Origin of the sequence: Enterococcus spodopteracolus, assembly GCF_030441955.1 — a bacterium.
Classification (GTDB): domain Bacteria; phylum Bacillota; class Bacilli; order Lactobacillales; family Enterococcaceae; genus Enterococcus_B; species Enterococcus_B spodopteracolus.
Map to the genome: position 1 here is coordinate 1 of NZ_JARJHD010000004.1, position 15,849 is coordinate 15,849.

At 38.7% G+C, this 15,849-nt stretch carries 12 protein-coding genes; 2 read left to right on the forward strand and 10 right to left on the reverse strand.

The features are described from left to right. Window positions 1-664: 664 nt before the first annotated feature. The 6 genes from P3R27_RS06670 to P3R27_RS06695 form a co-directional block, all read right to left on the reverse strand. Window positions 665-2,167: a HAMP domain-containing sensor histidine kinase gene (locus P3R27_RS06670; protein WP_301356786.1), complete on the reverse strand. Its 1,503-nt coding sequence runs from the start codon at window positions 2,165-2,167 to the stop codon at window positions 665-667. Further along, window positions 2,164-2,850, reverse strand: a complete 687-nt coding sequence (locus P3R27_RS06675; protein ID WP_010735834.1) for a response regulator transcription factor — start codon at window positions 2,848-2,850, stop codon at window positions 2,164-2,166. The genes P3R27_RS06670 and P3R27_RS06675 overlap by 4 nt, the downstream gene beginning before the upstream one ends. 186 nt (window positions 2,851-3,036) lie before the next feature. Further along, window positions 3,037-4,458 (reverse strand): NADP-dependent phosphogluconate dehydrogenase, encoded by a 1,422-nt coding sequence (gene gnd / locus P3R27_RS06680; protein ID WP_034688385.1) that lies wholly within the window; start codon window positions 4,456-4,458, stop codon window positions 3,037-3,039. Between the two features lie 206 nt (window positions 4,459-4,664). Then, a complete protein-coding gene (gene rpmF / locus P3R27_RS06685; protein ID WP_010735836.1) occupies window positions 4,665-4,844 on the reverse strand; it encodes a 50S ribosomal protein L32 in 180 nt (59 codons plus the stop codon). A gap of 57 nt (window positions 4,845-4,901) precedes the next feature. After that, window positions 4,902-5,471: a YceD family protein gene (locus tag P3R27_RS06690; RefSeq protein ID WP_034688387.1), complete on the reverse strand. Its 570-nt coding sequence runs from the start codon at window positions 5,469-5,471 to the stop codon at window positions 4,902-4,904. Window positions 5,472-5,646: 175 nt separating this feature from the next. Further along, entirely contained in the window at window positions 5,647-6,612 is a 966-nt protein-coding gene (locus P3R27_RS06695; protein WP_034688389.1) for an AEC family transporter, read from the reverse strand. Window positions 6,613-6,846: 234 nt separating this feature from the next. Here P3R27_RS06695 and P3R27_RS06700 point away from each other — a divergent pair, with 234 nt between their 5' ends. Continuing rightward, window positions 6,847-7,737 carry a LysR substrate-binding domain-containing protein gene (locus P3R27_RS06700; protein WP_034688390.1) on the forward strand — a complete coding sequence of 297 codons (891 nt, stop codon included), beginning with the start codon at window positions 6,847-6,849 and terminating at the stop codon, window positions 7,735-7,737. Window positions 7,738-7,813: 76 nt separating this feature from the next. Here the strand turns inward: P3R27_RS06700 and pyk are convergent, their stop codons facing one another. From pyk to dnaE, 3 genes are all read right to left on the reverse strand, one after another. Beyond that, window positions 7,814-9,598: a pyruvate kinase gene (pyk, locus tag P3R27_RS06705; protein ID WP_010735840.1), complete on the reverse strand. Its 1,785-nt coding sequence runs from the start codon at window positions 9,596-9,598 to the stop codon at window positions 7,814-7,816. Between the two features lie 129 nt (window positions 9,599-9,727). Continuing rightward, window positions 9,728-10,690 (reverse strand): 6-phosphofructokinase, encoded by a 963-nt coding sequence (gene pfkA, locus P3R27_RS06710; protein WP_034688391.1) that lies wholly within the window; start codon window positions 10,688-10,690, stop codon window positions 9,728-9,730. Between the two features lie 166 nt (window positions 10,691-10,856). Next, a complete protein-coding gene (gene dnaE, locus P3R27_RS06715) occupies window positions 10,857-14,171 on the reverse strand; it encodes a DNA polymerase III subunit alpha (protein WP_034688394.1) in 3,315 nt (1,104 codons plus the stop codon). Between the two features lie 222 nt (window positions 14,172-14,393). Between dnaE and P3R27_RS06720 the strand changes: the two genes are divergently transcribed. Continuing rightward, a complete protein-coding gene (locus P3R27_RS06720; protein WP_010735843.1) occupies window positions 14,394-14,588 on the forward strand; it encodes a YjzD family protein in 195 nt (64 codons plus the stop codon). A 44-nt stretch (window positions 14,589-14,632) separates the two neighbouring features. Here the strand turns inward: P3R27_RS06720 and P3R27_RS06725 are convergent, their stop codons facing one another. Continuing rightward, window positions 14,633-15,829 (reverse strand): multidrug efflux MFS transporter, encoded by a 1,197-nt coding sequence (locus P3R27_RS06725; protein ID WP_034688396.1) that lies wholly within the window; start codon window positions 15,827-15,829, stop codon window positions 14,633-14,635. Between the last annotated feature and the right edge of the window lie 20 nt (window positions 15,830-15,849).

Genomic DNA, 15,849 nt, shown 5'->3' on the forward strand with positions numbered 1-15,849 from the left:
GCGATTGTTAAGCTCAATTTGTTTGCTAGCATATTGCTTGCTTGTTAAAAATGTTTGTTGTCTTGAATTGAATCAAGACGCCCTACACATTTGGTTTGTCTTACTTTGTTCAGTTTTCAAAGGTCTATTCTTTCTTATTTAACAACTTTTATATCCTAACATTTATTTAAGAAGTTGTCAATAAGTTTTTCTTTCTTAACTTAGAAAGTTGATTGTCGTTGTTTCTTAGCGACTTCATTAATATATCACCTCAGTCGTTATTTGTCAACAACCTTTTTCGTTGGTATATTAAGGTTTTTTGTCACCTTGTTTTTAACGACTTTGTTATTATAACATAGCATTAAAACCTCGTCAACATTTAATTTCAATAATTTATCATGACGTTTCTTACTGCTTTGTCAGAACAAATAATAATATATCAAGGACTTAAAAAAATTGCAATAGAAAAAATGCTTTTTTCAACGATTATTTTCAAAGCCGAATATTCGTATAAGATGTTTAAATATCAACAGTTTTTTGATGTTATTTAATTGTATTATTCTAGTATTTCACAATTAAAGTTCGTATCTTTCCAGGGGAAAGGCTATGGAAAAACTCCTTAGAAATCAATAGCCTAGTGAAGTTTGTCGATAAATTCATAAAAAAAACAAGCAAAGTCATCACTTTACTTGTCTTCTGTTCGTACAATTGGTACAAAAATTCTAAAAATCGTCCCTTGCCCTACTACACTCTCTGCTATTATTCTTCCTTTATAGCTTTCTACAAGTTGTTTGGCAATCGACAATCCTAAGCCATTTCCACCTTTTGTTCGTGCTCTTGCTTTATCTACACGATAAAAACGATTAAATATTTTCTTCAAGTCCTCTTCAGGTATTCCCTCACCAAAATCTTGGATCGCGATCTCAAATTCGCTAAGCGTCGATGAAATAGAGATATGGACTTCTTTTCTTGTCGTTGAATACTTTACCGCATTATCTAAAATGATGATAATCAATTGTTCAAAATGATTTCTAAAAATTTGTAGTGTTACTTCTTTAGGTAAGTCATCATCCAGTGTAATAACATAATCAGGATAAAGTAATTTAAAATTATTGAATACTTGGTAAGTCACTTCTTTTGCATTCGTCGTTTCGTTGGCATAATAAACATCTACTTGCTCTGCACGTGATAGATCTAGCATTTCTTGTACTAAGCTTTTCATCCGACTGATTTCTTGCATACTTGCAGTTAGGGATTCTTCTAAAATTTCGGGATCATCTTTCCCCCAGCGATTCAATAAGTTGAGATGCCCTTCAATAATCGCTACAGGTGTTCTTAATTCATGTGATACATCTTCCACAAATTGTTCTTGTTGTTCGATATACAGACGCATACGATCTAGCATTTCATTGAAGATCTCAGCAAGGTCTGCTAACTCATCATCTGTATCAATCTCTGGCATATGGATATCTGATTGTGGATCTTTACGGATCGTATCCATCGTATCTCGTAATACTTTTAACGGTTTTAAGAAGTAGGAAGATAGGAAGAAACCTAAGATACTACTTAGTATCAAGGAGACAATCTCTAGCACGATCAAAGTCAATAAAAGGTTATTTCTTATATCATAGAAAGATGAAAGTTCATAAAATGTTTGAGTATAGCCAATTTTTTCTCTTGTTTGTTTAGAATAAATAGGTTGGATCGATAAAAAGCCAGTTTTCCCGTCTAAAGTAACGATCGTTGGGATCTTCCTGGTCGTTTGGATCAATGAACGACTTTTTTCGTGTGTTTTAAAAATCAATTTTTCATCCAGATCGTAAACATATAGATCCATCGATGCTTGACCAAGTTCGGAAATAAAGGAGTCGATTTTCATCAAGTTCCCTTCAATGACAGCAGTATCATCTCCAGTGCCACCGGCTTGGTCAGCGTTCGTTAAGTTTCGATAGGCATTGATCAACGTCAACTCCTCATCTGAATTTGATAAACGAGAAGCCGCTTCAGAAATGGTATGTTCGACATTTGCTCTTTCCTTAGCTACTATTAGATTGATCGATGATTTATAGGCGATCACTGCAAAAATCGTAAAGACGACAAATATGAAGAAAGAACTTGCAAAGGCCCACTTGATCGTCAAGGATGGACCTTTAAGTTCTCTTTTTTCGGTTTGATTGTAATGGCTCACGAGCGCATCACGTAACCAGTCCCACGTACTGTTTGAATATAGCTTTCCTCACCAGGAACGTCGATCTTATTACGGAGATAACGAATATACACATCCACTACGTTTGTTTCCACTTCGGTTTCGTAGCCCCAAACCTTGTTTAATAAAACATCGCGTGCAAGTACCACGTTGACATTTTCCATCAAAGTAAGTAATAGTTCATATTCACGCTTTGTTAATTCAATGACTTCATTACCACGACGTACGACTCTATTTTCTTTTTCGATCGTTAAGTCACGATAAGTGATCGTTGTTTGTTTTGCCACATTTTTGTCTCCTTCGATGTCGATGCGGCGTAATAAAGCACGTAGACGCGCTAACAATTCTTCGATTGCAAATGGTTTGACGATGTAATCATCTGCACCATGATCTAAACCAGAAACTCTATCAATGACAGAATCTCTCGCAGTCATCATGATAATTGGTGTATTTTTCGCTTGGCGTACACGACGACAAACTTCAAGTCCGTTCAATTCAGGTAACATCAAATCTAATAAAATTGCATCCCACTCATTATTCAAAGCAGCATCTAGACCTGTTCGTCCGTTGTAATGTACTTCAGCATTATACCCTTCATGTTTTAATTCTAACTCGACAAATCGGGCTAAGTTTTTCTCATCTTCAATGATTAGAATATTACTCATTCAATTTTGTCCTTTCTCTCCTAGGCTTCTAAACTCTATTATTATACCAATAGTTAATTTAAAATCTATAATCATTTTATCATGGAATACTATTTTAAAAAAGAACTGAAGTCGCCCTCTATAAATGACCTCAGCTCTTTCATTTATTACTTATTTGTTTACCATGTTGAAGAATAAAGAAGCTGATTAATCTTCGTTATACCATGAGTAATGGAAGATTCCTTCTTTGTCAACACGTTCATACGTGTGCGCGCCAAAATAATCACGTTGTGCTTGGATGATATTTGCAGGCAAACGTTCGGCTCTGTATGAATCAAAGTAAGCAATCGCTGAAGAGAATGTTGGTACCGGTACGCCTGCTTGGACAGCTAACGCAACAACTTCTCGCACGGCTTGTTGGTATTTCTTAGTGATCTCAACAAAGTAGTCATCCAATAATAAATTTTCAATGTCAGGATTGTTTTCGTAGGCATCAGTGATTTTTTGTAAAAAACGAGCACGGATGATACAGCCGGCACGCCAGATTTTTGCAATTTCACCGAATGGTAAATCCCAGCCATAGTCTTTCGATGCGACACGTAGCTGTGCAAACCCTTGTGCATAGCTCATGATTTTGCTGAAGTATAACGCTTCACGAATTTTTTCGATAAATTCTTTTTTATCACCGTTGAATTCAAAATCATTCGTATGTGTCAAGATTTTGCTTGCTTGTACACGTTCATCTTTGTATGCAGAGATATAACGGGCAAATACAGACTCTGTGATCAACGGAAGTGGCACACCAAGGTCTAAAGCACTTTGACTTGTCCATTTCCCTGTTCCTTTATTTCCTGCAGCATCAAGGATCACGTCTACGATCGGTTGTCCTGTACCTTCATCGTCTTTACGTGTCAAAATGTCCGCAGTGATTTCGATCAAGTAGCTATCTAATTCACCTTCGTTCCATTCTTTGAAGATATCAGCCATCTCATCGACAGATAAACCTAAAATATTTTTCATCAGGTCATAAGATTCGGCAATCAGTTGCATATCACCATATTCGATCCCATTGTGGACCATTTTAACATAATGGCCTGCACCATTTGGACCAATGTAAGTTACACAAGGCGTGCCGTCTTCTGCTTTTGCAGAAATTTGTTCAAGGATCGGTGCAACTAATTCATACGCTTCTTTTTGTCCACCAGGCATGATCGAAGGTCCCTTCAACGCACCTTCTTCTCCACCTGAAACCCCAGTCCCGATAAAATTGATACCCGAGTTGGCTAATTCTTCATTTCGACGAATCGTATCTTGGAAGAAGGTATTCCCGCCATCGATCAAAATATCACCTTTGTCTAAATGTGGTAATAATTCTTGGATCGTTGCATCTGTTGCTGGTCCTGCTTTGACCATCAAAAGGATACGGCGTGGTTTTTCGATTGAATCAACAAATTCCTCGATCGTGTATGTTGCTTTGAAGTTTTTGTCTGGATGTTCTTCTACCACATCTGTTGTTTTTGCTCCTGTACGATTGAATAGTGCAACAGAGTAACCGCGGCTCTCAATGTTAAGGGCTAGATTTTTACCCATGACGGCCATTCCGACAACGCCGATTTGTTGTTTTGACATATAAACTCCTCCTACATATGGGATATTCTCCCTAATCTCTCTCATTATAGCTTAACATAGCTTACTTGCAAACCAAATAAGTATGAATCGATGATGATTCTTACTTATTATCATTCCGAATACAATCGTTATTTCAGAAACCAAAAAAATAAACCTCAAGGCTCCATGGTTAGCCTTGAGGTTTTACATTTTCTAAATAAAATGTATTAAGCTTCTTTAGACATTACGTCCTTACCATCGTAGTAACCACAACTTGCACATACGTGATGGCTTTTTTTCATTTCACCACAGTTTGGACATTCGTTCAATCCTTTGATTGTCAATTTGTAATGAGTACGACGTTTTGCTTTTTTAGCTTTCGATGTTCTTCTAGCTGGTACTGCCATTTTGCTACACCTCCTTGTAAAGTCTTGTATCAATATTTGATACAATATATTCCAATCTTACGCGTTATCATCTTCTTCTGATGCTGAATCAAAAAATTCTGATAGTTTTGTAAGACGAGGATCTACTTTTGTCTCAGCTTCTTCCGTTTTGCGTTTTTCGTACTCTTCTTCAGATAGCACTTCCCAATCGTTCCCTTTCGGTAATTCAGTGGCATGCTCTTCTTCTTCTGTGAGTACACGCATCGGAATCGCCAATAAAATGTTGTCTTCGATCGACTCTGTCACATCTAGATGCGTTCCTTCGATTAAGAGGATTTCTTCTGAAGGTAACTGAGCATCTCTACGTTGGTATTGTTCCATCGTCATAAACAATTCATCCACAGACAGCTTGATTGGTAATTCAACTGGTGTCAATGAACGAGTGGACGGAACAGTCAGTGTCGTCTGCGCAGTGTAATGAACGAGATAGCCTTTGTTATCTACTGAGACTAGACCTTCGACTTCCACAGGCGCAACATCTAAAATTGAATCGTCTCGCTTCATAAGAGCCTTTTTTACGTCAAGGGTCTCATGAAAAGTTAACGGTGTCTCTTGGTATTTTCTCAATTCCAATAAAGACCATTTCATAGTTTCATCACTCCTAAGCAACAAAAGCTATTATACAGGGCAAAAAGTCGGTTGTCAATGAAATTTTCTTGACACCTTACACTTCATAAAAAAACACAGAGCGTTTTTCTCATCTATGTGAGATTTATTCGCTCTGCGTTTACTTTGTCGCTAACTACCACCGTTTGATCAGATATCAAATGTATTGGATCAATTGCATTAAAATAGGTACAACGAACACAAATAGTAGGGTACTCGTCGTGACAAGATTCGTTGCATACTTCACATCACCGTGGGCTTCATTTGCAAGGATTGGTAAGACAGCTAGCATAGGTGTAGCTGACTGTACGATCAACGTTTGTTTCAGTAGAGGAGCTAATTCCGCACCAAAGGCATATTTACCAATTACCATCAGTCCAATCAATATAGCTGGTGCTAAGATAAATCGACCGATCAAAGCCACGATCGTATCCCGATCAAATCGAATACTTTTCAACCCTGCATCGTATAATACAATTCCGATATAGATCAATGATAATGGCGTCACGATTCCGCCTACATAGTTTAGTGTAGAATTTACAAAATCAGGTACAGGAATCTCTAACACTAAGAAGAAAAGCGCAAGGATAAAACCTAATAAAGGCGCTGGCAAAAGCTTTTTCCAATTCAGCTTCGTTTTCTTTTCTGTTTGATCTTTTGTCGGGTCATCATTAGCGATCAAAAAAACACCAAACGCCCAGGTCGATACGGTATTTGTCACATAATAAATTAAAAAGTAAGGTAAAGAGGCTTCGCCAAAAAGAGCAATATTGAGTGGCAAGCCAATAAATATCGTATTGGCATTCACTACTGCATTCATAAAAACCCCCCGTCTACCTGGTTGTATCTTAAGTAATTTTGTTAGCACATAAGCAATCAGGTAAGAAATGATTACTGCAGCGATCGGATATATCAAACTTCCAGATAATTCGATCAAACTGCTTTTAGTTAAATTCTTCATAACTGAAACAAAAATCGAGGCGGGTAAAGCTACTTTAGTGATCAAGGAAGAGATACTTCCCCCAAACTGTTCATCAAACCACCCCAAGCTTTTTAGTACGTAGCCTAATCCAATCATCAAGATTATACTGATCACACTTTCAATTGATTGAAAAAATACCATTTCTTCCATCTCCTCAGTAACCATTTATTGAAGCAATCTCTTTGTAGATATGAGCCAACACTGCTCAATCATGTTGCTTCTTCTATTTTCTGTTTTAATCTAAAAGACGATTCGTGTGCCACTAGCCTAGTAGATTACTTATTTCTTTTTTAAGTGTAGTCTTTTAGGTTTGTTATAGTCAAAATTATCGATTACAATAAACATTATTTATATGTCAAGGGGGAGAATCGATTCATGAATACGAGAGATCTTGAATACTATGTTCAAATCGTCAAACAAAAAAACTTTACTAAGGTGGCTAAGTTTTTTGACGTCAGTCAACCGACGATCACTTATGCCTTACAACGTCTGGAAAAAGAAATTGGTGCCACACTGATTACAAGAGATCGTTCCCATCATGAATTGATCATCACTCCTGCTGGTAAGCAATTGTTGATCCATGCACAATCCGTCTTACAAGAAATTACACTTGCTAAGGCAGAGATTGCTCAGCTACAAAAGAAAAAATTGCGCTTTGGTATGCCACCTATCATCGGCAATGAATATTTTCCAAAATTATCGAGCTATTTTATCAAGCATCAATTAATGAATCAAATCGATATCATCGACGGAGGTTCTCGTGATCTATATGGCATGATTCATCAAGGGCGGATTGATCTTGCGATTCTTGGATCAACACAACCGATCGTCGATCAAAAACTAGCAATCGAGCCTTTGTTGGATAAACGCTTCATGATCGTTGTGTCCCCTTCACACCCTCTAGCAGATCGTACAAGCGTTTCTTTTAAAGAGCTAGTCAACGATCAGTTTGTTTTGTTAAATGAACACTACGTCCATCCTGCTGCGTTTACAAAGCTTTCTAAGCAAACGCATATCGTACCTAAGATCGTTTATCAGAGTAATGACTTAACTATTTTGAAAAGCATGATCCGAGAAAATATCGGGATTGGCTTTCTCACCGAGATCGCAATTCATCCTGAAGATAATCTCGTAGCTATTCCGTTAGAAGATACTGCTCAACCACGGTTTTTGATTTCATTAGCCACTCGCGCACAGCAGTTACCAACGGTTTTACATGAAAACGTGATCGAAGTCATCCATGAATTTATGAAAACCCAAAAATGACTTGCTCAACTCATACACAGAATAAAAAAAAGAGTGCTGAGATTTCTCTCAACACTCTTTTTGATTTTGATTTCGATTAGATAGCTGTTGTTTCTCCGCGATAAACGATACCACGACGAGCGTCAACAGTGATCAATTCACCATCTTTGATTGTTGAAGTTGCATCTTTCGCACCAACGATGACAGGAATATCTTGTGCAATTCCCACAACTGCTGCGTGAGAAGTCAAACCGCCTTCTTCAACAACTACTGCTGCTGCTTTTTCGATTGCAGGCATGAATTCTTTATCAGTTGAAGGAACAACTAATACCATACCATCTTTTGCTTTTTTGATTGCTTCTGCTGCTGATGAAGCAACTACAGCATTGGCTACAACAGATTGTTGACCAATTCCTTGTGCTTCAAGCAATTTTGAACCAATCATTTGAATCTTCATTACGTTTGTTGTTCCACGTTCACCTACTGGTACACCAGCAGTGATCAAAATCAAGTCACCTTCTGAAGCGAAACCTAATTCGACTGCTTTTTTCGCAGCTAATTCAAACATTTCGTCTGTTGTTGTTGGTTTTTCAGCAACTGTTGGATACACACCCCAGTTAAGCATCAAACCGCGTTTTGTGCGTTCGTCAAATGTGACAGCTAAGATATCAGCATCTGGACGGTATTTAGAGATCATTTTTGCTGTATAACCAGATTCAGTTGCAGCAACGATTGTTTTTACGCCTAAGTTTTTCGCAGCACGTGCCACTGATAGACCGATTGTTTCTGTTACATCAGTTTTGTCAAATTCATTTAATTGGAATGAACCTAATTCTGCTAATGCTAGTTCAGCTTGTTGGTCGATACGAGCCATTGTTGCAACAGCTTCAACAGGATAGTCACCATTTGCTGATTCACCTGATAACATTGTTGCGTCTGTTCCGTCAAATACTGCATTGGCAACGTCAGATGCTTCCGCACGTGTTGGACGTGGGTTTTCTTGCATTGATTCTAACATTTGTGTTGCAGTGATTACTGGGATACCCGCAGCGTTACATTTTTTGATGATACGTTTTTGAACCATTGGTACTAATTCAGCAGGGATCTCAACACCCATGTCTCCACGAGCAATCATGATACCATCAGAAACTTTGATGATTTCATCAATGTTGTCGATACCTTCTTGAGATTCGATTTTAGGGAAGATTTGAACATGTGTCATGTCTTTTTCTTCTAAAATTTCACGAATATCTAACACGTCTTGTGCCTTACGAACAAAACTTGCAGCGATAAAGTCGATGTCGTTATCTAGTCCGAAGCGGATATCGTCTGCATCTTTTGGTGTAATACCTGGTAAGCTGATTGAAACGCCTGGTGCGTTAACACCTTTACGTGACCCTAGCATACCTGCATTTTTCACTTCTACTACTAATTCACGCGTTGCTTCATCTTTTTCAATGATTTCCATGTCGATCAAACCATCATCGAATAAGATATGTCCACCTACATGAACGTCTTCAAAAAGACCTGGATAAGTCACTGCGATTTTTTCTTTTGAACCTACATGTTCAGGGTCCATTGAGATGCGTGTTTTGTCGCCAACTTCAAATTTGATGTAGCCTGCACGGCCAAAATCTTCTTCAGTTGTGCCTTGAACTGTTGTACGGATTTCTGCACCTTTTGTATCTAAAAGGATGCCGACATCTTTACCAGTTTTCTTCACTGCTTCGCGAACCATTACCATACGTGATAATTGTTCTTCATGGTCACCATGTGAAAAGTTGAAGCGGAAGACATTTGCTCCAGATTCAATCAATTTAGAAATTGTTTCTACTGAATTACTGGCTGGTCCTAATGTACTAACGATTTTCGTTTTTTTCATTTTACAAAACTCTCCCATTCAAATTGTTTATTTAAAGCCATTCAAAGCTTAAATATCTGTTAGATATTGGGAAGACCTGCTTCCCACTCCCATATATATCTATTGATTTACCTGACTACTTTTCTTTAGTTAGAAAGAAAGTGAATTATTCAAGTCATATAATGATAAATCTGGTTGGTGTTTGCTATTTTCTAGTGTGTCGATGATATCAGCCTCAACGATATCGTTGTCGCGAATACCGATACACAAACCACCTTTTCCTTGTTGCAATAATTCAACAGCATGTGCGCCAAATTTACTTGCTAATACACGGTCGCGTGCAGTTGGTGAACCACCACGTACAACGTGTCCTAAGATCGATACACGTGTATGGTAATCGCCATATTCTGACAATTTTTCTGCAAATTCGTTTCCGCCCATTACGCCTTCTGCCAAAATGATCAAGCAATGTTTTTTGCCACGATCGCGGCCATCTTGGATTTTTTTGGCAACAACTGCCATATCAAAATCATGCTCAGGGATGATGATCTCATCTGCTCCACCAGCAACACCTGACCATAAAGCGATATCTCCAGCATTACGTCCCATTACTTCGATCACGAACGTACGAACGTGTGAAGTTGCTGTATCACGGATACGGTCGATTGATTCTAATACTGTGTTGATTGCTGTATCAAAACCGATCGTAAAATCAGTCCCTGGAATATCGTTATCGATCGTACCTGGTACACCGACTGCTGGGAAACCACGTTTAGTCAAAGCCATCGCGCCATGGTAAGAACCATCGCCACCGATCACGACAAGACCTTCGATACCGAATTTTTTCAATTGTTCGATTCCTTTTAATTGTCCTTCTTCTGTTGCAAATTCAGGATAACGTGCAGAGTATAAGAATGTACCCCCGCGTTGGATCTTATCACCGACATCTGCAACATCTAATCGACGGATATCTCCGGCAACTAATCCAGCAAAACCATAATTGATCCCGTAAACTTCCAATCCTTCATATATACCTTTACGAACGACTGCACGAACTGCTGCATTCATCCCAGGAGCATCTCCACCACTAGTCAAAATTCCGATGCGTTTCATATTCATCTTCACCTCATTAAATTACTTTATCCTAAGCAAGACCTAGGTTTATAACCTTCTTTGTATTAACCACGACTAACATTCTAACATTATTTTGCTCACTTGTCTTGATTTCCTGATAAAAAAATGAAAAAAAATGAAAGCAAATAGTATCTTTTACCGTAAGTTATTTGAAAACAACATTTTCTTCTTTTAAAAGGTAAGCTAATTGCTTCTTAAGACTGTCTGAACCATCGAGCCAAAAGGCTTCAGATAACACAACTTTTCGTTGGTCTTTTTCATAATACATCACAACAGGAATATATCCTGGGAATTTTTTGAACAATTCTTGCAGCTGCTTCATCGTATCTGACTGATCTGCCTCTTCCCTGATTCTCAAATAACACGTTTGTTCTGGATACTGCTGTTGCAATTCTTCAGGATCAGCGACTACTTCTGCAATCAGCTGCAATTCTTGATTGTATTTACTGATTTCTGAACGTCCTTGCACGAAAATCACTTGATTTTCTTTGAATAATGGACGCGCTTGGCGGTACAGCTCTGGAAAAACGGTAATAGCTATTTCTCCACTACTATCTGTCCCGCTGACAAAAGCCATCAACGCGCCTTTTTTCGTACGGATCTCTCTTACCTCTTTGACCATCACTAAAACATTTGCGGCTTGTTTAGGTACGATTTCTGTGACTAAATGTACTTTTTTTGCTAATTTAAGTCGCTCATACCCTTCTGTCGGATGACCAGATAAATAGACACCTAAATGCTCTTCTTCCAATTGAAGCTTCTCTTCAAGGCTATAATCTACGACCTCTTCCTCTTTTAAAGCCATGATATCTAAAAGGTCTAAACTACCACCACTATATAAGATGTTTTGGATCTTACCTTCCAGATCCAACATCAACTGTCTGCGATTTCCTACTAATTCATCAAAAACACCTGATGCAACTAATGTTTGTAGCAACTCTAATTTGAGCCAACGTTTATTGATACGAATCAGAAACTGATCAACAGAACGGAATGGACCATCCTCTTTTCGTTCACGAATGATCTCTTCAACAAAATCTCGACGAACACCTTTGATCGCTGTCAATCCAAAACGGATCGTTCTTTCATCCGTCAACTCGAAGCCGTAAAAGCTTTGATTGATGGATGGAGGGATCAGCTTTATTTTATACTTTTTTGCCTCAGCAATATACTCTTTTAACTTTGCCGTGTTGTGACGGACGGAATTCATCAAACTCATAAAAAATGCACCAGGGTGATGAACTTTGAGATAGGCCATTTGAAAGCCAACAAAGGAGTAAGCAAACGCGTGGGAACGATTGAACCCATAGTTAGCAAAGCGTTCGATATATTCGTACACTTCATTAGCCTTTTCCTTACTGTACCCTTGTTGGTTGGCACCTTGAACAAAATGATCTCTTTCTTGATCAATCACTTCTTTTTTCTTTTTACTAATTGCTCGCCTTAAAATATCCGCTTGGCCAAGAGAAAATCCAGCCATGGTTGAAGCGATCTGCATGATCTGTTCCTGATAGACAATGACACCATACGTATTGTTTAAAATCGGCTCCAATGAATCATCGAGATAATAGATTCTTTCCTTCCCTTTTTTACGAGCGATAAATGTATCGATATTTTGCATTGGTCCAGGACGATATAAGGCGTTGACTGCGGCAATATCTTCGATGTTTTCTGGCCCTAATCTCCGTAAGACGTTCCGAATCCCCGCAGATTCAAATTGAAAAACCCCCGTTGTTTCGCCTTGTTGAAAAAGCTGTAGCGTTTTAGAATCATCTAATGGGATTTCTTTGAGTTGGATAACTTTGTTTTCGACACGTTTGATTGCTTTCACTGTGTAATCGATAATGGACAGATTTCTTAATCCAAGAAAATCCATTTTTAACAGCCCGATAGCTTCGACATCGTTCATTGTATACTGAGTCAAATATGCTTCATCGGATCCTTTTTGTAAAGGAACTAACTCTAGTAGATTCTTATCACTTAAAACGACTCCGGCTGCATGGGTGGAAACGTGTCGTGGCAAACCTTCAAGTATTTTTGCTGTTTGGAATAATAATTGATTTTTCTCACTCGCCTGGACTAGCTCAACCAGCTTGTTCGAAGTCCGATACGCCTCATTCAATGTCATTTTCAATTGGTTGGGAATCGCTTTGGACCAACGATTAGCTTCGCTTTGCGATAATCCAAAGACTCGAGCCACATCTCTAAGTACCATTTTAGCTGCCATAGTTCCGAATGTTGCGATTTGGGCCATATGATATTGCCCGTATTTCTCACGGACATAGATCAGTACTTCTTCTCTTCGGTTATCGGGTATGTCTAGATCGATATCTGGCATCGTATATCGTTCTGGATTCAAAAAACGTTCAAATAACAAGTCATACTCCAATGGATCGACATCCGTGATCTCCAACACGTAGGCGACTAATGACCCCGCTGCTGAGCCACGACCAGCACCAGTAACGATGTTGTTTTCATGGGCAAAAGCCATGACATCCCAAACGATCAAGAAGTAATCATCAAACCCCATCTGGTGGATCACCGACAGTTCATAATCTAATCGTTCTTGATAAGCTGGGGTGATTTTTTTAACTCGCTTCCCTAATTGCTTCTGGCAGAGTTCCTGTAAATACTCTCCAGCAGCACGATTATCTGGCACAGGATAATGTGGTAGTAATTTCTGATGAAACTGAAATTCAAATGTGACTGACTTAGCTAACTGGTGCGCATTGTTTAACGCTTCCTCCAATCCTGCGGTCATGAATCTTTGTCTTAACTCTGCTTCAGGAAGCAAAAACCCTGCACCTGAATCGCGAGTCGTTTGTCGCACTTCATCAAAAGAAAGTTGCGTACCTTCACGAAGATGTTTCATTGTCTCTAAAGAAAAAAGTTCCTCTTGGTGCAAACTAGCAATCGGATGTAATGCACAAAGTTGAAATTGATTTGCTCGTAAATAAGCTAGCCATTCTGGAGCTTCTAGGTGCGTTTCTTCTGTGACTCCTACATAAAGATGAGAAGATGCTATTTTCCCTTGCAAACTTTGCCAATGACTATCAAATGATGCTGACACACCGTAGTCATCAGCAATCGATTTTTTGGCTGGTAAAACGACAAGCAAATGATCGAGTTCATCGATCTCGTGAAGCTCTATTTTTTCTCGGATCATTTTCTTGCTTGAGAGCTTGATCAATTGTTGGTAGCCGATTCTATCTTTTGCGTAGAGTAATAACTCATAATAACGTTCTTGAAACTGGTAGGTCAAGTTCAGTCCAATAATTGGTTGTATTTTTTCATTCATACAGATGCGGTAAAATTCCGCTGCCCCAGATAGCACATCCTTATCTGTGATCGCTAATGTTTGATAGCCTAGTTTCTTTGCTTCTTGAACGTATTCGTTTATGCGAATCGTACTTTGCAACAAAGAATACGAGGTGATCGTACAAAGTTGTGGAAGAAACATTTTTACATACCACCTTTTCCATTCACTTTCTTTTTAGGGGAATATTCGTAACATCAACTCGTTATCTTGTAGGACTGGTTACGTGTATTCGTCTTTCTTCATGCTTTTCCTATCTGACGAACGATCTACACTTTTATACTATCCACTGACGTTGCATGCCTGTTTCTCCCTTTACATTCAAAAAAAATCTGGTAAACTGAACTTAGAAAAGAGGTGTTTGATATGCGATATATCGTCACATTATTTTGGGCAGTCATTTTAGGTCAAGTGGTTGGCTATATCGGTGGTGCATTGTCTAGTAGCCCATATGATTTTACCATGACGACTATTATTTCATTGGTTGCAGGATTGATCGTCATTTTGATCAGCGCTGTTGCAACACCTAAAAAAGAAACTTCGTCCGCTTCACATTCATAAAAGCCGAACAGATTGGAGAAATACTCCAATCTGTTTTTTCTTGATCATAGTTTTTGATGAAGTACTTTTCTAAAATTAAATAGTGATAAAAGAATATTCGTCAGAACAAAGAGACTAGTCACAATAAACACTGTACTGTAATTGTACGCATGAGCGACTGTCGAACCTAACATCGGTCCTAGTACTTGACCAAAGTTTGTAAACATTTGGTTATAGCTATATACTCGACTGACACCTTCTTCTGGTGTGATCTTGCTGATCAATGTATTGATCGATGGCATCAACGCCCCTGTCGAAAAACCTAATATAAACCGTAAGATCCCTAATTGTAAAGGTGTAGTCACAAATGCCATTGGTAAGTAACAACAAAACGAAAGTACCAAACCTGCTAACAGCACTTTCTGATTTCCGATCTTATCGCCTAATTTCCCCAGTCTTGGAGAAGAAAATACTGCTGAAACACCTGATACTGAAACAATCAGACCACTAACAAATAAGATATTTGATGTGTCACCACTCAATTCCCGAATGTACAATGTTAAGATTGGGCTGATCGTAGTGATCCCTAACTGTAAGATCAGAGTAGTGACAAATAAACCGACTAACACAAAAAAGTGATCCATTTTAGCAAAAACTTCTTTGGTACTGATCATATCTTTTTTCTCTACCGGCTGGAAATCTTCTTTTACCATGAAAATTGTTAAGATCGTGGTGATCAGTAATAACCCTCCAGTAATCAAAAAAACATTTTCCATTCCGAACCATTGCGCCAAAGCGCCTCCCATTGAGGGACCAATCAGCGTCCCTGCCACTGCCCCAGTAGAAAGCGTGCCTAACGCCCAACCACTTTTCTCTTTAGGCGCTTGTGAAGCAATCATCGCTGTCGCATTAGGTATGTATCCAGATAAAATCCCATTAAAGAAACGCATGACCAAAAGCCAATAAGCATTTGGGACAAAAGCTAGTGATCCCATAGTGATCGTCATACCGGCTGCTGCCCGGATCATCATCATCTTCCGTCCTTTTCGATCGGCTAGATTTCCCCAAATAGGCGCAACGATCGCTGCAGCAAAGGCTGTTACTGAAATCGCTAATCCTGAAAATAATTCAATTTGATCCTTAGGTGTACCTAGTTGTTCGACGTAAACTGGAATGAACGGCATAACTAAACTGATACTTGAACCAGTAAAAAAGCAGCCTATCCAAGCTACGAATAAATTTTTTCTCCATTGAACCTTCATCTATCACCCTTCTTTCGTCT